General features: G+C 42.6%; 10 protein-coding genes. All 10 read right to left on the bottom strand.

Annotation, left to right across the window (positions count from 1 at the left end):
* Positions 1-7: 7 nt before the first annotated feature.
* Positions 8-814, bottom strand: a complete 807-nt coding sequence (locus BLR37_RS05630) for a DUF4249 domain-containing protein (RefSeq protein WP_090765715.1) — start codon at positions 812-814, stop codon at positions 8-10.
* 4 nt (positions 815-818) lie between these two features.
* Complete coding sequence (locus BLR37_RS05625; RefSeq protein WP_090765712.1) at positions 819-3143, bottom strand: TonB-dependent receptor; 2325 nt, start codon at positions 3141-3143, stop codon at positions 819-821.
* Positions 3144-3233: 90 nt separating this feature from the next.
* On the bottom strand, positions 3234-4391 hold the full coding sequence (locus BLR37_RS05620; RefSeq protein WP_143009539.1) for a multiheme c-type cytochrome: 1158 nt from the start codon (positions 4389-4391) through the stop codon (positions 3234-3236).
* 54 nt (positions 4392-4445) lie between these two features.
* Positions 4446-6197: a cellulase family glycosylhydrolase gene (locus BLR37_RS05615; RefSeq protein WP_090765706.1), complete on the bottom strand. Its 1752-nt coding sequence runs from the start codon at positions 6195-6197 to the stop codon at positions 4446-4448.
* A gap of 18 nt (positions 6198-6215) precedes the next feature.
* Positions 6216-7619 carry a glycoside hydrolase family 30 protein gene (locus BLR37_RS05610; RefSeq protein ID WP_090765703.1) on the bottom strand — a complete coding sequence of 468 codons (1404 nt, stop codon included), beginning with the start codon at positions 7617-7619 and terminating at the stop codon, positions 6216-6218.
* 88 nt (positions 7620-7707) lie between these two features.
* Positions 7708-9237, bottom strand: a complete 1530-nt coding sequence (locus BLR37_RS05605; protein ID WP_090765700.1) for a RagB/SusD family nutrient uptake outer membrane protein — start codon at positions 9235-9237, stop codon at positions 7708-7710.
* Between the two features lie 10 nt (positions 9238-9247).
* Positions 9248-12367: a SusC/RagA family TonB-linked outer membrane protein gene (locus tag BLR37_RS05600; RefSeq protein WP_090765697.1), complete on the bottom strand. Its 3120-nt coding sequence runs from the start codon at positions 12365-12367 to the stop codon at positions 9248-9250.
* A gap of 262 nt (positions 12368-12629) precedes the next feature.
* Positions 12630-15548: a ligand-binding sensor domain-containing protein gene (locus BLR37_RS05595; protein ID WP_090765694.1), complete on the bottom strand. Its 2919-nt coding sequence runs from the start codon at positions 15546-15548 to the stop codon at positions 12630-12632.
* A gap of 805 nt (positions 15549-16353) precedes the next feature.
* Positions 16354-17040 carry a GDSL-type esterase/lipase family protein gene (locus tag BLR37_RS05585; RefSeq protein WP_090765689.1) on the bottom strand — a complete coding sequence of 229 codons (687 nt, stop codon included), beginning with the start codon at positions 17038-17040 and terminating at the stop codon, positions 16354-16356.
* A 280-nt stretch (positions 17041-17320) separates the two neighbouring features.
* Positions 17321-19420: an FUSC family protein gene (locus BLR37_RS05580; RefSeq protein WP_090765687.1), complete on the bottom strand. Its 2100-nt coding sequence runs from the start codon at positions 19418-19420 to the stop codon at positions 17321-17323.
* Between the last annotated feature and the right edge of the window lie 318 nt (positions 19421-19738).

The raw sequence follows: 19738 nt of genomic DNA, 5'->3' as shown, positions 1-19738 counted from the left end.
CTAATGCTTACTTCACAGTTGTGGTAAGTACCTGATAAGTGTTTGCACTGAAATAACCTAAGGCGTTATTCGAAATATTGGAAGTTGGATTGGCCGGCGTGGTACCCTGATTAGGCCCGCGGTCTGCCTGCTGGCTCAAGGCATACCAATAATCGAAAATGTTACTGTCTACACATTCCATTTCAACCCTAACCTTATCATTGGTGTTCAGTTCGTCGCTGTCGTGGTCGTTATTGGGTTTAAAAAAGAGCTGAATCCGTAAATCATTGCCATTGGTTAGCCTGTCGTTGCTGGCATAATAGCGTCTTGACAGCACATCGTTTACATACAAGTTAAAATGATAGTAATTAACTTCATTAACCGGATCGGTGAAAAATGCAGCCGCTGTTTTACGGTCACGCCCAAAAAAAGTATTTTTAATGATCCCAATCGAATCCATTTTAACCACATTAGGCATTTTAGAACTGGCGGTATAGTTTTGCCCCTCAACGGTTGCATTTAAATTGTAGGTAACGCCCGGCTCACCTTTCATCCTGTTAATATAAGTACCCGGCTTAGTACTTTCTTTAAATACAAAGCTATTTCCCTTGTTATCGGTAACGGTAACGGTGGCACCTGAAATTTTTGGAAAAATGTTTTCTTCGGTATAACCAATGGTTTTGCTGATTTTTATTTCCTGATCCATCAGCTGGTTATTGATAATACCTTCGATTACCAGTTGCGGGTCGGCGTTTTCAGTTTTAATTGAGATGATTTTCTTGCAGGAAGCGAGGCACAAGGTAAAAAGGGCAAAATATATCGTCAGTTTTTTCATGGCATTAAAATTTAAAGTTCCAGGTAATGGAAGGAATGAGCCCAAAAAGCGAGGTTTGCTGCGCGGCGGTTTTATTCGGATTTTCCGGATCGGTAATAAACTCTATGGAGTAAGGATTTTTACGTCCCAATAGATTGTAAACACCAAAATTCCAGCTCGACTGGTATTTACCCCTTTTCTTTCCTTCTAATGTTGCACTTACATCTAAACGCATATTATAAGGCATTCGACCTGCATTACGCTGGGTATAATAGTAAGCCGGCTGTCCGCCAATGGTATATTTCCCTGCGGGATAGGTAACGGCATTACCGGTACTGTAAATAAAGCTCGATGAGAATGTCCACCTGGCGGTCATGTTGTAAATACCAACCAGTGAAATGTCATGCGTACGATCTTGCCTCGCCGGAAAATATTTGCCGTTATTTAATTCGGTAAATTTACGCTCGGTGCGCGATAAGGTATAACCAACCCATCCATTCAGCTTGCCAAATTTCTTTTTGAAAAACAGTTCCATTCCATAAGCCCGACCAATACCATAAATCAGTTCCGATTCTACATTTGAATTGGCCAATAACTGGGCGGCGTTTTTATAATCAATCTGGTTTTGCAACCATTTGTAATAAATTTCGGCAGAAAGCTCGTAAGTATTTTCTTTAATATTTTTAAAAAAACCTAAAGCCACCTGATCGGCAATTTCGGGTTTAATGTTGTTACTGCTCAACACATACTGATCGGTAGGCGAACTGGAAGTGGCATTAGTTAAAATATGAACATTCTGCGTATTGCGGTTGTATGATGCTTTAATAGAGTTTTCTTCATTAAACAGGTAACTTACCGAAAAACGGGGTTCCAGATTGAAATAGTTTCTGTAGAATTTACCATTAGCCACATTTTCAGTTGAAATGATTTCGCCTGCTGCATTGTAATTATTAAAATTACCAGGGCCCGTTAAAGAGAAAGCAGCCAACCTTACTCCATACAAAAAGTTGAGGTGTTCGTTAACGTTCCACTCATCAGAAATATATGCGGCAGATTCGATTCCGTAACGGCGCTCCTGTGTAAGCGAATTTACCTGCGAGGCCACATCACTATCAATATCAATCGGCGAAATGCGGTGCTGGGTAGCGTTTAGTCCGAACCGGAGGATATGTTTATTGCTGAAATACTGAAAATCTTCTTTAAAATTAAAATCGCGCACCAGCGAAGTGGCCTTAAAATTAGTCGCATCGTTGAGCAAGCGAACGGTGTAATTGTAATTGTTGTAAATTAACGAGGTATTAGAAAACAAACGATCGTTAAAAATGTGATTTAACCTGATGGTGGTGGTTACGTTACCCCAGTTGTTCTCAAATAAATCTTTTACCCCGATATTATCTTTACCAAAATAGCCGGAGATATAAATGGTGTTTTTATCGTTGATTTTATAATTGGCCTTGGCGTTAATATCGTAAAAATTCAAGGTGCTTCCATTTACGGATGAATCTGGCGATGCCCTTAAAAACAAATCGATATAGGTACGGCGAAAGCTTACCATAAACGAGCCGCGGTCTTTTACAATAGGTCCCTCGGCTTTAATCCGCGAAGCAATTAAACCTATACCGCCCTGAAACTTAAATTCTTTGTTGTTACCATCGTCCATTTTTACATCTAACACAGACGATAGCCTGCCACCATATTGTGCCGGCATGCCTCCTTTGTACAAGCTTACATCTTTAATGGCATCGGCATTAAAAGTAGAAAAGAAGCCCAGCAAGTGCGACGAGTTGTACACCACCGCTTCATCGAGTATTATCAGGTTCTGATCGGCAGCTCCCCCACGCACATAAAAACCAGTATTGCCTTCGCCTCCCGATTTTACACCGGGCAGCAGCTGTATGGTTTTTAAAATATCTTTTTCGCCCAGCAATACCGGTATGGAATTGAGCGCTTTCATATCAACCCGCTCGAGCCCCATTTGTGCGCTTTTAACGTTTTCATTTTTGCGGTTAGTGGCGCTCACGGTTACATCGGCCAGATCGTTTGCACTTTTTAGCTCTTCGTTTAACTTGGTATCTTTTGTCAAATTGATTTTTTTAACGATGGGTGCATAACCGGTATAGCTAACCGATACGGTATACTCTCCTTCCACCTGCGTTAAGGCAAAATAGCCATAAGCATTGGTTAAAGTTGCACCGGTTGCCGGACCAATTACTTTTATGGTTGCGCCGATTAAAGTTTCGCCGGTGCCGGCATCGCGGATAGTACCACTAAGGGTAAATTTACTTTGGGCAAAAACAACTGTATTTAAAAGAAGAAGGGTAATTAAGGCAAAGTAATTTTTTATGAGCATATCGGCAACTATCTAAGATGAAGGAAACCAAATGTACGAAATCAAAGTTCTTTATCAGCACATTGTGCATTTCTGCCACCCGAATTTGGTTTACTTACTATTAACGGGATAAATGCCGATATGGTGTGAGCGCAATAAATAAGCACTTAAATCAGCTTTACCTGCCTGCTGAAAAGTGATGAGTTTGGAAGCTATTTTGGGCATATGGCAATCAATGCAATTGGTGCTGAGCGCCCCTTTTGCAAGCGTGGCTTCGCTGTGTTGGCTATGCTGATGGCAACTGATACAACGTTGCGAGTAGATTTTTAAATTGCCTTTAATATTTTCGTGCGTATTGTGGCAAGATTGGCAGGTCATGGTTTCGCTTTTGCGGTAGCAATTGCTTCCCTTAAGCATCTCGGTCTGGTTGCCGTGTACATCTGGATCGGCACCACCAAAGCCCGCAAAGTCTTGAGCATAATAATCATCTAAATTATCACCTGGCTGAAAACCGAAAACCGATTTTTGGGCAACCAATGCATTACCCGAGTGACATACTCCGCAGGCATCCATTTTCTGCTTTCTGCTAAGCGTTTTATAAATGGTTATAAACTTTGCCGTTTTCTCTCCAGGGTTTTCGAGGTGAAAAACTGCATGTTGCCGGCCTGGTCCGTGGCAGCGTTCGCAATCTATGCCATAAAGCAAGGCACCACGTTCCAGCTCCTCATCTGTAGAAACACCCGAAGTTTGGGTTACTTTTTTCTCTACATAGCTGGCATGGCACTCTAAACAACGACTGCCAATTGGCCGGTCGTAATAAAAGGTTTGTTTAGGGAAACCCGGACTAATGGCCCAATTCCGGATGGCCGAGAAATAAGAAAGTGGCAATTCATATAATTTTTTGCCTTTCCAGTAGGCATAAGTATAAGCTTTCTCACCCGAGCCAAATACCATATCAAATTTTTGGGCCCGCACATCTTTTCCATCTACATAGGCAACCTGAAAAATACCCTCAGCTCGTTTTTCGATCACTACCTTTTGGTGCGCATCGTAGCTAAAAACATTCGAATCGGATTTAAAAACCGGTAATTGATGATTGGCTATTGGTTTAGAAGTTAACCCATGCGCATTGTGCGTAAAAGATTGCCCAATCTCCTTATGGCATTTGATACAGGTGGCGGCACCGGTATAGGCTTCGCCCCTGATATCTTTTGGCAAATCATTGCCCGCATTCATGCATCTTGAAAGGATAATAATGACTGCTGCCATCGCCCCTAAAATAACCAGGATTCGTTTTATACCTTTCAAGATGATGCTTGCTTTTTATTTTACAAACTGAATATAGCTAAAATTATAACCACCGCTATCGGCCAGCACCCTGATTTTTTGCTTTCCGGCGTTTAAGGATACATTTTTAATTTCGAAAGTGGCAAACTTTTTTGCATTGCCCGTATTTGGAACCCTTACATCTTTGGCAACGGCTTTACCATCTATTAAAATCGTGATCTGTCCGGTAGCATTTTCAGCTGCTGCATTTATTTTTAAGGTGTAAGTGCCTTTCTGCGCAACATTAACCGTGTATTGCAACCACTCGCCCTTTTCGATGTGGTTTACATAATATTTTTCGTACTGGAGCGAATCTTTGGCAATATCTACCCCATCATTGCGATAAATCCTGCCGCGGTTTCCTGCCGATCTTTTATTGGTTACAGTATGGTAATCGGCAGTATCGGTATCGAAATAAGCAAAACCATTTCTACCCAAATCGTAATCTACTGCATATATAATACTTTTGTTGTTAATCAGATTGGCTTTGAAAGCTTTGGTTTCGTTCGTAAAAGGCTGACGAATCATGGCGTCGATTACATCGTGGTGAATAATGGTATTTTCTAACCTCGAATAAATGGCCAGTTCCATCAATCCGCTATACACATTGCTGTCTTTAGGTTTATTACCCCCATTGTTCAGGTATTTAACCAGTGCATCGTAATTGGGGTTCGATTTAATTTCCATCGGGTTATTAAATCCGATTTTCTTTAAAGGCCACCACGACCAGCCGATATTGTTTTTTTCTAAAAGCTGTATGGCATCGGTAAACCAAACGTTCGAGTTTTCGCCTGTTTCGCCCAGCCAAACGGGTACATTCTGCTCATCGCGGGCTTTGATAATATGCGCAATTGAAGCCTGATCGTTATAATTCCAATATTTATGAAAACTTAAGGCCATGTTTTTATCCCACAGCGGAAAAATACCATTGTAGTTATTGCCCCAACCATTACCTTCAATAATAATGAGGTGCTGCTGATCTACCTCGCGGATGGCTTTGGTAATCTCTACCATTAGTTTTCTTAAAGGCGCGTTTACTTTTTCTTTAGTGCCATTTTTATCTTCCTGCGGATTACTGAAACCGTAGTTTGGCTCATTTATAATATCGTAGGCACCAATGTAAGGTTCATTTTTATAACGTTCGGCCAGTTTGCGCCAAAGGGCAATGGTTTTTTCCTGGTTGGCCTCACTATCCCAAAGGTAAGGTTTTGATGGGTCGCGATCGGCAATGTTTAAATCGTTCCCCTGACCGCCCGGTGCGGCATGCAGATCTAAAATGAGGTACATTTTATTGGCTTTACACCAGTTGAGCAAGCTATCGGTCAAGGCAAAACCTTTTTCGAGCCAGGTATTTTTTCCGGCCACAGGTTCCTGATCAACCGGCAGGGTATAAAGATTATAGTGCATAGGCAGGCGGATGGAATTAAATCCCCAGCGTTTCATCGAGTCGACATCAATTTTACGCATGTGGTTATCCAGCCAGGCATCATAAAATTCCTGCGTTTGCTTCGGCCCCATCAGGTCGGCAATTCTTTCGCGGATGCGGTACTGTTGCGCCTCGTTATTAATTTTTAGCATATAGCCTTCCTGCAACATCCAGCCGCCAAGGCCAACGCCACGCAACAATACATTCTGGCCCTGGCCATCAACAATTTTAGTACCCGATGCTTTTAAAAAGCCCTGACTAAAACCGGTAAACGAAACACCGCCAAGCAGTAAAATATATAAAAGTGATTTTTTAAAAAACATAGTTGAGACGATTGATAATTACCAGATATAAGTGGCTACTGCACCCTTATCGAGCGCCGCAGCGTAAGTTTTACCATTTTGACTGATATTAAAGGATGCAGCTTCCTTACCGCTATTGGCCACAATAAGCACATATTTACCGTCCGGTGTTTTAAAGGCAACGTTGGCCAAACCATTTAGTTCATTAGAAGCAACCCGTACGGAACCCGGCCTTACAAACTTCGAAGCATGGGCTATGGAGAAGTAAGCCAGGTTGCGGCTATATTGATCGCCATTAATGGTAACTGCCCCCTGACACATAGAGCAACCTCCCCTATCGGTATAAGGCTTATTTTCCGGATCGGCTGCGAGGTTCCATTCCAAAACGTTTTTGCTCCAGTTACGTGTAGCGCCAATAATTAAGCGCTTTACCGGATTTACGATATTGATGGTTGCGGCATCGGGCTGTTCTACCACCATTTGTTCAGAGAAATAGATGTTTTTATCGGGATGGGCATTATGCACATCAGTTAAAGCTTCTATTTTACCGCCGTAAAGGTGAAAGGCCGAACCTGATATATATTTCTTTGCTTCCGGGTCATCTAAAATGCTGATTGGATAATCGGGCCGGTCGGCATTGTGATCGTAAATAATAATTTTGGTTTTAATGCTGGCTTTGGCAAAAGCGGGGCCCAGAAACTTTTTTACAAAAAGTGCCTGATCGGGTGCTGCCATAAATAAACTGGGATTATTGCCCGGATGTAAAGGCTCGTTTTGCACGGTAATAGCATCGATAGCAATACCTACCTTTTGCATTTCCTGGACGTAACGTACGAAATATTTAGCATAAGCACCGTAATATTCGGGTTTCAGCATGCCACCCCGGGCATCGTATGTTGTTTTCATCCATAAGGGAGGAGACCACGGAGAACCCATAATTTTAATTTTAGGGTTAATGGCCAGGATCTCCTTCATTACCGGAATAACATCGGCTTTATCGGGGCCCAAATCAAATTTAGCCTGTTCTAAATCGGTTTGGCCTTCGGGAAGATCGTTGTATGAAAATACTTTTTCGTTTAAATCGGATGCACCAATACTTAACCTGATGTAGCTTACCCCAATATTATCGCCATTGGTTGCAAAAAGTTCCTTAAGCAGTGCTGCCCTTGCCGGTGCCGACATTTTAACAATATGCTGGGCACTACCGCCGGTTAAAGCATAGCCAAAACCATCTATACTTTGAAAAGTTTCTTTATCGTTTACAACAATGGTGGGTTGCTTGTTTTTAGCTGTAGCCAGGCTTAAGCCTGTAGCCTGACGGGTAAATAGCGCTGTACGATCGGCTTTGGTTAACCATACTTGTGGCTGGCCCTGTGCCATAACAGCAACCGAAAAAGTAAAGGCACAACCCAATAAGAGCCCAAAGGACTTGGTGAATAGCATATAAGAAAGATGAGCTGATAAAAAACAGGAAGAAAGACTAAGCCTTCTCCCTGTAACAATTAAACATTAAAGATATATAGACGGGAATTTATTTTGTGCCACCCCATTCTTTACTTTGTAAAATTTTAGAGTTGGCCAGTTCTCTTTCCGGAATCGGGAAGATTTCGTTTCTGCCTGCTTTAAAACCTTTACCGGCTAATACAGTCGGTGCTAAACCCCAACGTACCAGATCAAACCAGCGGTGTCCTTCTGCAGCAAGCTCTACACGGCGCTCGCGCATAATGTTATCCATGGTTACCGGTAGCGGATTTAAGCCTACCCTTGCCCTTACTGCATTAAACATGATATAAGCTTTTGTTCCTGCACCAACACCGGCACCACTTTTCAACAAGGCTTCTGCTTCCAACAAGTAAGTATCGGCTAAGCGGATTTCGTACATATCCTGACCGAAATTAAGCTCTAACTGGCCACTGGCAGCTTTAGTAGAGGTACGGCCGGCGTATTTTTCTATAAAATATCCGGTATTGGCATTTGCATGTTTATAAGTAACAATATTGGCCTTTTCCAAACTATCCAGATTGGCAACAGTTGCTTTGTTTCTCGGGTCGTAATGAATCTGATCAAAGAAATCTTTGGTGAAAGGCAGGAAACTCCAGCCCGAAATATAATCGGGAGCTAAAGCTGAATTTACAGGCACATAGTTACGTGGGCCAACCAAAATACTCATTACGTTACCTTCGCGGCTACCTACTGTTCCCCAGCCCATATCAGAAGTGGTGTTGTACACAATTTCCAGAATCGACTCTGAATTGAATTTGTTTTTAACGTTCCATAAATCGGCAAAGTTTGGTAATAATTTATAACCATAAGTGCTGGCTCCAGGAGTTGGTCCATTAACCAAAGCAAATTCTGCTGCAGCTTCAGTCCATTTTTGCTGCCACATATACACTTTACCCAAAACCGCATGTACAGCACCCTGGGTAAGCCTGCCGCCTTGCGAAGCAGCCGGCACCGTAGCGGGTAAATTAGGAATAGCATCTGATAAATCTTTAACAATCAAAGCATAAACCTGATCTGCAGGAACCTGCAATACATCAAACATGGCATTAGGCTCAACCACATCGGTTAATAAAGGGATATTCTTGAATAACCTTACCAGATCGAAGTAGTAAATTGCCCTTAAAGCTTTTACTTCGGCAATGTACCGCGTTTTAGTGGCATCGTCTAAACCTGCACCATTTACCTTTTGCAAAAATACATTTGCCCGGTAAACACCTGTAAAGCCCTTGCCCCATAAATGGCTGGCTGCCCCAGAGGTAGAAGTTAAGGTGTAGTTATTGATGGTTTGTAAATCGCCGATATCAGATGGCGAATCGCCTCCCGCAAAATGGTCATCAGAACCTGCCGATAAAATATTCACTTTGGTCAGGTATCCTGAAGATTGATTTCCCAAAACATCATACACCGAAATGAGTGAGGTTAATGCTTCTGCAGGAGTTTTATAATAACCGGTCTCCAGAATACGCTCCCTTGGGTTTACATCCAACTGTTTTTTGCAAGAGACAAACAATTGCGATGAAGCGACAATAGCCGCGATATAAAAAATACTCTTTTTCATTGTTCAACTATTAAAATCCAACATTTAAACCAATCATAAATGAACGCGCCTGCGGATAAACACCACGGTCTACACCCAATACTGTTCCGCCGATTTCAGGATCATATCCTGTGTATTTAGTAATGGTCCATAAGTTTTCGCTCATTAAATAAGCCCTGACTTTTTGTGCACCAATTTTTTTCGATACATTTTGAGGAAGCGTATAACCTACCTGCAAGGTTTTTAACCTGAAATAATCGCCTTTTTCCAGGTATAGTTTCGAGAACTTGATGTAGTTTCCGTTTGGATCAGATTCTACAATACGCGGCATGGTAGTAGATGGGTTTGTAGGGGTCCAGCGGTCTAATATTTTGGTTTGCCAGTTTGCATAGGTAACATCTAAACGACGTAAGCCCTGGAAGATCTGGTTTCCGCCAACACCATTACCGAAAGCTACCAAATCCCAGTTTTTATAAGCCAGGTTAATGGTAATACCATAAGTATATTTCGGGATTGGGCTACCTAAAAAGGTTTTATCTGATGAGTTAATTTCATTATCGCCATTTAAGTTCGCGAACTTAATATCGCCTGGTTTAGCGTTAGGCTGTAATTTAGTTCCTGCCGGACCAACATAACTATCAATTTCGGCCTGTGTCTGGAAAATACCCAGCATATCATAGCCATAGTATTCGTTAAACGATCTGCCTAAACCCGTTCTGGTAAAGTTACCCATGGTTTGGAAGCTTTGTGCATTATCTTCGATAAAGGTTTTACCCGGTAACAACTTGGTAACTTTATTTTTAAGGAAAGATATATTTCCGTTTACACCCAGGTTAAAATCTCCGATTTTTTTGCGATAGCCCAGTTCGAACTCAAAACCGGTATTTTGCATATCGCCCACGTTTTGTGTTGGGCCTCCGGCTGCACCAACGTACAACGGAATATCTGGCGTTTGCAATACCCCAACAGTTTTCTTTTTAAAGTACTCTGCCGATAAGGTAAAATTGGTAAATAAGGTTGCATCAAAACCTATATTGGTTTGGCGCGTTTCTTCCCATTTCAAATCAGGGTTAGACAAAGCAGCCGGGCTCCAGCCTATAGTACTCTGATCGGTTGTACCGAAAGTATAGTTACGGCCACTGCTCACCAAAGAAACATACCTGAAATCTCCTAAAGCATCGTTACCGGTAACCCCATAACCTCCGCGGATTTTCAAGAAATTTACAACGCCATTTTCTTTCCAGAAAGCCTCTTTTGATGGCACCCAACCCAATGAGAACGATGGGAAATAACCGAAACGATTGTTGGTACCAAAGCGTGATGAACCATCACGTCTCATAATACCGGTAAACAGGTACTTCTCATCATAATCGTAAGTAACACGGGTAAATAATGAGTTTACAACGTGTAACGTTCCGTCGCCACCCCCAACAAGTTTGTTAGCGGTTCCCGGATCATAATTTAAATTCGCTTCGTAAAAGCTATTGGCAATGATGTTCTGGTAAGTAGTATTTAAACTTCTGGTATTGTTATCCATGTAATAACCCTGCCCCAGGATAATGAAAGCATGGTGCTTACCAAAGTTGCGCGAGTAACTTAAGGTATTTTCCCAGTTATAGTTTAATACGGTATTAATTTCGCGGTAAAATGATTTTTTATCGTTTTTAGAAGAAGAGTTTAAGTAAAACAGCGGGGTGTACGAATCGCCGCCGTAAAAAGCTACTTTAGTACCTAAGCTCGATCTGAATTTCAAATTGGCGATGGGTTCAATCTCCGCAAAAGCATTACCTACAATGTTGTGATCCCAGCTGTAATTACCCAGACGGGTTTGCATATAAGCTACCGGGTTAGTCATTTCCTGACCAACAATCGGCGAAATACCATAAGGAAATCCATCAGGGTTTCTAAGTGTATTGGCAATGGTGTAAGGCGATTTGGCAATTAAAGCCGGGTCGGTTTCTACTACCGGTGTAATCGGATCGAGGTTAATGGCCGAGCTCAATGGTCCGCCAAACTCACTGTTGGTATTGCCTAAACTGCTGTTTACCGCGTGGCTGTAACCTAAATTTTCGCCAAAAGTAATCCATTTTGCAGGTTTATAGGTCGAATTGATCCTTACGTTGGCCCTGTTCCATTTAGAAATCGGGCTGGCCACAATACCATCCTGCTTAATGTAACCCATAGAACTGTAGATGGTAAACTTGTCATTTCCTCCGCTCACGCTGAACTCGTGCGTCTGGCGGCGGGCATCATCGTTAAACACCTGATCCTGCCAGTTGGTACCTACGCCTAAAGCAGCCGGATTTGCATAAGGTTGTGGTAAATTAGAATTAGCTGCCGATTCGTTTCTGATGGTAGCATACTGGGTAGCATTTAATAAATCGAGTCTTTTAGCCGGTGCAGAAGTCCCATAGAAACCATTATAGTTTACGCTGATTAAACCTGCTTTACCTTTTTTGGTTGTGATAATAATTACCCCGTTAGCAGCCCGGGCACCGTAAATAGCCTGCGAAGCAGCATCTTTTAAAACTTCGATAGATTCGATATCGGCCTGGTTAAGATAACCTATACCGCCATTATCTACAATTACCCCGTCTACAACCCAAAGCGGATCGTTGTTACCACCCGAAGCAAAAGAAGTATATCCCCTTACCCGAACGGTAGAAGAGGTACCTGGCTGACCGTTACCACTGGCAATGGTTAAACCAGATGTTCTACCCTGCAAAGCCTGTTCAACCCGGTTAATGGGCATGCTTTCTAAATCTTTGGCCTTAACGCTTGAGATAGATCCGGTTACCACACTTTTCTTTTGTGTACCGTAACCCACTACTACCACTTCGGTAAGGTCTTTTGAATCGGCAACCAGCGTTACATTAATACGGCCCCCTGCTGGAACAGTTACCGTTTGTGCCGCCATACCAATTAAATTGATGCTGAGCTTTCCCCCTACCGGAGCCTGAATGGTAAATACACCATTGACATCAGTCGATGCCGCTTTGGTAGTTCCCTCTAACTTAACAGTTACGCCAGGTAGTGGCGCGCCACTTTGCTCTGTTACCTTTCCTGTAACCGGAATGTCTTGCGCCATTAAGGCAAACGGGAAAGCCAGGAGACAGTAAATGAAGAATACGAATGTAAATCTTCCTCTCATAGAAATTAGTTTTTAGTTAATAATATTTGGTTAGTTCATGATACAGACTTATTGGCTGCTGTTTCATAAATCAAATCTATAGAGGTGATGCGCAATAGCACAATTTACCACTACTACACCAACCATACACCAACCCTCAAATTGGCTAAAAACCACAAAAAAAGGGCCTACATAAGCCCTACAAGAGAAACATAAAAAACTGTATTACAGTTATTTAAAATTTTTAACAGAAAATAACAGTAATTGTAACAAAAACATGCGTTTAAGGCATTTTTTGTCGCGCTATTTCGATCAGAAACTCGTACAAATTGGTTTCTGGCTTAAGCTGAAGTTTCTTTCTCAGGCGATAACGGCCCACTTCTATAGCCTTAATCGTTACGTTCATCAGCTGTGCCATTTCTTTTGAAGAAAGATTCATCGACAGGTAAGCACAGAACTTGAGATCGTTCTGGCTGAGGTCGGGGTAAAGATCTTTTAGCCGGGTAAAAAACTCGGTATTGACATGGTTAAAATGCACGCTCATGTGATCCAGTTCCTGGTCTTTCTTCTCAACATCTTTAATCAGCCTGATCAGGTGTCTGAAACTTGGCGAGCTTTCGTTCAGGTCATGGTTCTTAATTACAGCCGATATCACTTCCTTTATTTTGGCCAAAACCTTACCCCGCTGCACCAGGTGCATGGTCATGGTAGAAAGTTCTTTGTTTTTATAATTCACATCAGCTTCGAGCTTTTCGTTCTGAAGCCTTACAATTTCTTTTTCGTTTCTATCCAGCTCCAGCTGGTGCAGGTAACTCATGCGCTCCTGCTCTTTAGTGTGTTTCTTTTTTTGCCATCTGATAATTAACCGCAGCGCCATCACAATTAAAACCAGATAAACAATGCGCATCCAGATGGTATTGTACCAGGCAGGCAGCACTACAAAAGTATAGCTCACCACTTCCGATTCGTTATTTACCCCTGTACTGGCCTTAACATTAAAGGTATATTTTCCGGCAGGCAAATTGGTATAGTCTTTTTCACTTTTAGTACCCCATGCCGACCATTCGCTATCAAAGCCCATAAGCTGGTAGCTGAATTTAATGTTTTTATCGTGCTCAAAAAGTGTAGAAGCATATTCGAAATGGATCGAATTTAGGCTGTACACATATTCGGGTATTTCGTGCAGATCCTGCCGGGCCACAATGCCCCCTTTATTTACAAAATAGCCACCAAAAACCACACTATCTTTATTCCCCATTAATTTAACCGTGCCTAACACCACATTTGGCCGGGTTATATTCTGGATGTATTTCTGGTAATTGATGTGGTAGGCCCCTTTATTGGCCCCTATAAATATATTCCTGCTATCCGGCGTGTATATCGATTCGAAACCACCAACCACTTTGCCATTTAGCTCGGGCAGGTATAAAACACTAAAAGCATTTTTGCCCTGTGGCCTGTGGAAATCGATTACCCCTACCTTTTTATTGGTTACAAACCAGATATTGCCATCATTATCCTCTTTAAGATACTGAATAGGCACACCATTGAGTGCCGATCCCAGCAATTTAAAACGGGTAAACTTTTTACTGGCCGCATTGTATTCAAAAATGCCGCTTGTAGTGGCAATTACAACCCGGTTCTTCAGGTGGAACACGTAATTATAAAGCTTGGTGGGCAAGCCATCCCGGTCAGAAAATAAGGTTGTATGCAGGATACTTTTATGATCGGGGTTGAGTTCTATTTTATATACGCCATGATAAGGATGCGAAGCCCAGATCAGATCAGGGTTATTGTTATCGGCAACAATAAAGCGCAGGGTTTCGTTAATTCCGGCAATTCTGCCGCCGTTAATAAAGCGGTTTCCATCGTAAGTTATTTCCTGCAATCCGGCATAAGTACCTGCAATTACCTCTTTACTCGGGTAAACATTATCCATGCTTTGGTACATCCAGGTACCAATGAGGCTATACAGCGGCGTGGCCGTATTATCTCTCACCAGCAGGGTGCCATCTTCGTGCGCCATGAGCAACTGGCTGTTAATTTCATCAAGCCCCCATACCTGCCCTTTCGAATTCTTTACCTCTTCAAAATTGACAGGCGTATAACTTAAATCGGGCATAGCCGTATTTATTTTAGCCCGGTACAAGCCATTTGAGGTACCGATGTAAATCGATTCGCCATATTTACGAAAAGCGTAACTGGTAATCTGCTTATTGCGATCGGGGAAGATATTTTTAACGGCACTGTTTATGGCCACATAGGCAATTCCATCATCGAGGGCAAGCCACATGTTTTTATCCTTATCCAGCAATATGCCCCTCACATTGTTGTTCTGTAAACCTTCTTTATAGTTGTATTTCTGCACCAGGTTGCCCTGTTTGTTCATAATATACACGCCACCCGAAGTGGTAGCTACACCATATAAACCCGGACCAATCTGACTGGTAGAATAAATCCGCTCGTTTAAAAAAACCTGGTCCAAACTTGTTTTTAAAGGCTTAAGCTGATGATTAACCACCAGAAAGAAACCTTTTTTTAACATCGAAACCAATAAGGTATCGCCACCATAAGGCAACACCGCCGTAATGCCCGAGCGGTTCAGCACACTATCCACACAAAATGGCTTCCACATTTCCTGGTCGTAAATCATCAGGCCTGAATCGGCAGATTGCGAAAAAACCTTCCCTTTTGCAGTGCCCATATACATCCAGGTGGTGTTGGTTTTATAACTTTTAACCACGCCGTCTTTATAATGCAGAATAGCATGTATCGATCTAAAAAACACTTCATCGCGCACAATCGAAACACCCCAGATATCGGCCAGTTTCCGCATGTTTTCGGGCAGCAGGTTTAGCAGCGAAGTATATTTTAAAACACCTTGCGCATTGGGGTAGAAATAACCAAATTCATCTTGTCCGCCAACATAAATGCGGTTTTTAGAATCGATGCCTACCGAACGTACCGATGTAAAATTAGGCAGCCGGTATAGGTTCCAATAGCGGCCGTTAAAAGTAAGCAAGCCCTCGTTGTTACCAAAGTAGAGGATCCCGTTTTTATCCTGCTCCACATCCCAGTTCTGAATACCGCCATTATACTGTTCGTTATTGTAATTTACTACTTGCGGAATCCCCAGTAAGACCTGGGCATGGGCACAATAAGCAATCGGGAAGAATAATATGGCTAGTAGAAGTTTCTTCATATAAGATCGGGGAACGGTTAAAACGCAATCATAAATATATAATTTTAATTCCGGTTAGCCGCGCTTACCATTCGGTTTTAAACTTTTCACCATCTAAGACACTCAAGCGCATCCAGGCTTTTTCCTTTGGTCTTTAAGCTTCAGGCTTGCGCGCGTTTCTAACGCGTGCAGAAATAGCTTAACGATTGTATCGTTTAATGCGCTGCCTTTTTTACCACCTAAGACACCTAAGGGCATCTAAGCTTTGGTCTTTAAGCTTTGAGCTTTCTTCAAGCTTTAGCCTCTTTGCTCCCAATCTCCGGACCTCCGACTTTCCGACTCCGGACTCTTTTTACCACCTAAGACATTTAAGAACACCCAAGCTTTAGTCTTAATTTTAGTTGAAGCGCAATACCTGTAGTTAATGGGTAGGGTTCGGTCCCGCTTTCTCTGCAAGTCCTCTCCCGATGAAAAATCGGGATGCGGGCTTTCCGTTCTATCGGGGCTAATTAACTTCAGCACTGCAGGAAATTTTGTTGGCCGTGATTTTAAATCTAGCTTGCGCGCGTTTCTAACGCGTGCAGAAATAGCTTAACGATTGTATCGTTTAATGCGTACCAATATTTTTTCACCACCTTAGACACCTGAGCACACCCAAGCTTTAGTCTTTGGTCTTTAAGCTTTGAGCTTTCTTCAAGCTTTAGTCTCTTTGCTCCTAATCCCGGACCTCCGACTTTCGGACCCCAGACTCTTTTTACCACCTAAGACACCTAAGGGCATCTAAGCTTTCCGCTTTGGTCTTTTAGCTTTTAGCTTTCCTCAAGCTTTAGTCTTTGGTCTTTAAGCTTTGAGCTTTCTTCAACAAATGCGGTTCAACAGCTTTTCTCCAGATGGCATAACCTGCAGGATTCATGTGCAGCATATCGCCAACAAAAAGCTCGGGGCGCAGCTGGCCTTTTTTGGTGAGCATTAAAGGGTAAATGTTAACAAATTTAGTATTGGCTTCGCCTGCAAAGAACTTTTGTATTAAGGCATTAGAGGCTACAGCCTTTTCTTTAAACTTATCGCGACTTGGGCTCGGCTTAATTGAAATGTATACAATAGGTACCGTTGGCAGTTTCGCCCTGATGGCTTTGTACAGATTAATGGTACGGTTCAACACGGTATCTGGTGTTACAGTATCGTTGGGTAGGTCGTTTTCGCCTACATATAGTACAATTTGTTTTGGTTGATACGGAAAAACAACATCATTTAAATAATAGGTAATATCGTTAATCACGGCACCGCCAATCCCCCGGTTCAGGGCATTGTATTTGGCAAAGATCTGTGTACAATCATCCCATTTGCGGATAGAAGAACTGCCCACAAATAACACCGGATTAACAGGTGGTTTATACATTTGATCGTACTTTTTAATGACCTGTACATCATCCCAGAAATTGGGTTTATTTTGCGCAGTAGCTGTAAGGGTTAAAAAAGAGAGGCAAAGCAGAACGAAGGATAGTCTTTTCATATTATTTTGTATTAAACGGGCACAATATAGCATTATGCCGCTGGCTGTGGTTAAATCAAACAAATTTATTACGGCTGGCTTAGGTTGAGTTGCCACAGATGCGCAGATTAAACACGGAGGGATGATCTTATATTCTAGCTGAGAGATTCGTCATTGCGAGAAGGCTTTTTCAGCCGACGAAGCAATCTTTTAATAAGGAGTGCTAATATGAAAGATTGCTTCGTCGTTCCTCCTCGCAATGACGAATCCCAATAAAAGATGCCCTACACTGATCAATAACCTATTCAAAATCCTCTTCAAAGCTCCTTTCCACAGCCCCATTAAAACCAGCCGATAAAGCGGCAATATGCGCCAGTTTTTGCGGCGTAGAATGTTCGTTGTACAGTTCGGTTTCGGCCATGGGTAAAACTTTAATGGCATCCGCTTTACCGCTGTTTGCATCCTTTGTTAAATCGGCTACAATCTGCCCTACCAAAAGTGAATCAGCTTGCTCAGCCCTATGTTTAAGCGAAAGATATATGGAGGTAATAATGGCATTAATCTGGTAAATAATGGCCTGTACATCGTAAAGCCCTTTAAAATCAATCTGCTTCTGCATGGGCTCCTGACTTGCCGATTCAATGGCTTCGCTCAGGGCCGACAAACTTAAATTGGCATTTTTACGGGCCATGCGCGACTGATTCTCATCACGCTCTGCCCGGTTTTGAATAGCGACCTCCAGGTAATTCAGGCTGGCTTTTGCTGCGTTGGCAATTTTTACCTTCAGCTGCCGGCTATCCCATACCGGGAACAGGTAAGTGGCAAAAATAGCAATTACACAGCCCAGCAGGGTAAACATAATCCGATCGTGCACAATGTGATCGAAATGGCCCTGGTAACTGCCCAGTGTTAAAATTACCGCCGGGGTAATAAACAGCACACTAATGGTATAATTTAAGCGGTTAAAGGCATAAAAGCCCAGTAAGAAAACAACCGAAAAAGACAGCAGCACGGCAGGGCTTTTAATGAGGTAAACCAGTACCAAACCAATAACCACACCACCCATGCTGCCCTTCAATCGTTGCAAATTACGTTTCCAGGTGATTGAAAATTTGGGCCGCGCTACAATTACGAGGGTTAAAAAAAGCCAGTAGCTGTATTTACTCGGCTCGAGTTGCCAGATGAGTAAAAAACCAAAAAGGAAACAAATGGCCAGCCGCAGCGAAAACCTGAAAATGGGCGATTTTAAAGTAAGGTGTTCTTTAACCGAAAAGCGGTCGCCGGTAATAAACAAGGGGTAAGCGATACTGCCGCTCAACTCTTGCTGCTCCTTTTCGGGCACACGCTCATTGCCACGGATCATTTCGATAATGCGCACAATATCGTTCATATTGGCCATTACTTTAAGCACAATTAAACGCTGGGTTTCGTTTAAGCGCTCCAGCTCCTGCTGCAACAGTATGCGGTTTTGGTGATAGGCCATATTGGTAGCTACCTCGCCTTTATACGCTTTGGCCGAGCGTACATGCCGCCCCAATTGCTCCAGCTCCCTGGCTAAAATCTCAATCAATGTTGCAATCAGCTGCAGGCTTTTACCTCCATCAAGGGTTTTGCGCACCAGGCCATAATCGTAATGTACCGCATTTAACTGCTCATATAAATCAATCAGCAAGCGGGCGCGCTCCAACAGCAATTGTCCCTTAACATTATCGGGGTTCATGGCGTACTTATCGGTAAGCAGCAAATTGCGTATCAGCTCGTGTTTCTGGTTTACTTTAATGTGCAGCTTAATGGCAGCTTTCTGCTGCAAATCGAGCGGTACGGTTACATCGTAATTTTTGGCTTTAATGTGCAGAAACTCGGCGCTGCTCATTAAACATTCAAAAATGGCATGATGCAGCGAGCGGTAGGGCCTGATGAGGATCTGAATTAAGCTGATTACATAATACCACACGCCACCTATTAAGATGCAGGTACTGAAATACAGCGGCCTGGCCGGGTGCAAGCCCATTACAAAGGTGCACACAATTAAAGCCATGGTGCCAATTAAAGCCAGCTTTTGCCCATAAACGGCGAACATCGAAAAGCTAAAGGCAGCCAGCACCACCACGGCAGCACTGAGGTAAACCCGATCTAATACCGACGATACCACGAGCGTGGTTAAAAAGAAAACCGAAATACTCCATACCGCGGTTTTGAGTTTATTTAAGCGGTTATCGGGTAAATCGGTGAGGCTAATGAGTAAAGCCCCTACGCCTATCCCTTTTGCCGCATCGGGATTGCCCAGGTAAAAGAACAAAATAATGGGTAGCACAACCGTAATGGTGGTGCGCAATGCATCAGAAAAATATTCGCCCAAAAAGAAATAGGTAATGGTAGAGCCGATGCTGTTTTTGCCCATGTATTAATAATGCTGATAATTGATAAACGCTGCAAAGGTACAGATTTATAATGCATGCATATTAAATTGCGGTATAAAACCAGATACCGATTTGTTCTTTGGACTTTACAGATGTAATTGTCTGTTATATTACAGGGCTTAGCTACCTGGCACGCACCAAGGTTTCATTTAGCGCTTAATTATTGAGGTTGATGAATAAGCTTATACGCTACTCCGTAGTGACGCTGCGCTGAACACTACGGAGAGGTTGCTATGCTGAAACCAGACTTGATGAAGTTTCGCAAAGCAACCGGCAAAGAGTCGTATTTGAACTCTTTG

This window comes from Pedobacter soli (assembly GCF_900101435.1).
Classification (GTDB): Bacteria; Bacteroidota; Bacteroidia; order Sphingobacteriales; family Sphingobacteriaceae; genus Pedobacter; species Pedobacter soli.
This window is presented reverse-complemented; position numbering and strand designations above follow the sequence as displayed.

Excerpts from the sequence above, each read along its gene's own strand:
- BLR37_RS05630 (WP_090765715.1), bottom strand. The coding sequence starts at position 814 with ATGAAAAAACTGACGATATATTTTGCCCTTTTTACCTTGTGCCTCGCT.
- BLR37_RS05625 (WP_090765712.1), bottom strand. The coding sequence starts at position 3,143 with ATGCTCATAAAAAATTACTTTGCCTTAATTACCCTTCTTCTTTTAAAT.
- BLR37_RS05620 (WP_143009539.1), bottom strand. The coding sequence starts at position 4,391 with ATGGCAGCAGTCATTATTATCCTTTCAAGATGCATGAATGCGGGCAAT.
- BLR37_RS05615 (WP_090765706.1), bottom strand. The coding sequence starts at position 6,197 with ATGTTTTTTAAAAAATCACTTTTATATATTTTACTGCTTGGCGGTGTT.
- BLR37_RS05610 (WP_090765703.1), bottom strand. The coding sequence starts at position 7,619 with ATGCTATTCACCAAGTCCTTTGGGCTCTTATTGGGTTGTGCCTTTACT.
- BLR37_RS05605 (WP_090765700.1), bottom strand. The coding sequence starts at position 9,237 with ATGAAAAAGAGTATTTTTTATATCGCGGCTATTGTCGCTTCATCGCAA.
- BLR37_RS05600 (WP_090765697.1), bottom strand. The coding sequence starts at position 12,367 with ATGAGAGGAAGATTTACATTCGTATTCTTCATTTACTGTCTCCTGGCT.
- BLR37_RS05595 (WP_090765694.1), bottom strand. The coding sequence starts at position 15,548 with ATGAAGAAACTTCTACTAGCCATATTATTCTTCCCGATTGCTTATTGT.
- BLR37_RS05585 (WP_090765689.1), bottom strand. The coding sequence starts at position 17,040 with ATGAAAAGACTATCCTTCGTTCTGCTTTGCCTCTCTTTTTTAACCCTT.
- BLR37_RS05580 (WP_090765687.1), bottom strand. The coding sequence starts at position 19,420 with ATGGGCAAAAACAGCATCGGCTCTACCATTACCTATTTCTTTTTGGGC.